The organism is Bacillus sp. LR--39, assembly GCF_053613335.1.
Window position 1 is genome coordinate 1 of the sequence record NZ_JBSIOT010001338.1, and the last position, 569, is coordinate 569.

The following is a 569-nucleotide window of genomic DNA, read 5'->3' on the forward strand; positions in this document are numbered from 1 at the left end:
CTATTAGAGCAAAAAGGCGCGATCTTTCAGGTCAGAGGAAGCGGCATTTTCGTCAGAAAACATAAACGAAAAGGCTATATCAGCCTTCTGTCGAATCAGGGATTTAAAAAAGACCTCGAGGATTTCAACGTCACCTCAAAAGTTATCGAACTGGACGTGAGAAAGCCAACACCGGAAGCGGCGGAAAACCTGAACATCGAAATAAACGAAGACATCTACTATGTCAAAAGGGTCCGCTACATCAACGGCCAGACCCTTTGCTATGAAGAATCCTATTACAATAAATCCATCGTGACGTTTTTAAACAACGAAATCGTCTCCCACTCCATCTTCCATTACATCCGGGAAGGACTGGGGTTGAAGATTGGTTTTTCTGATTTGTTTCTGCACGTGGACCAGCTTAATGAGGAGGAAGCGGAATATTTGGGATTAGAGGCTGGACTGCCGAAGCTGTATATAGAAAGTATTTTTCACCTAACAAATGGGCAGCCGTTTGATTACTCGAAGATTTCGTATAATTATGAGCAGTCGCAGTTTGTGGTACAGGCTAATAGTTTTTTATTATAGGG

1 protein-coding gene is annotated in these 569 nt (G+C 42.5%); it reads left to right on the forward strand.

The window, feature by feature from the left end:
• On the forward strand, positions 1–567 hold a 567-nt coding region (locus tag ACWHAR_RS30355; RefSeq protein ID WP_452088842.1), incomplete at its 5' end, for a GntR family transcriptional regulator.
• Positions 568–569: the final 2 nt, after the last annotated feature.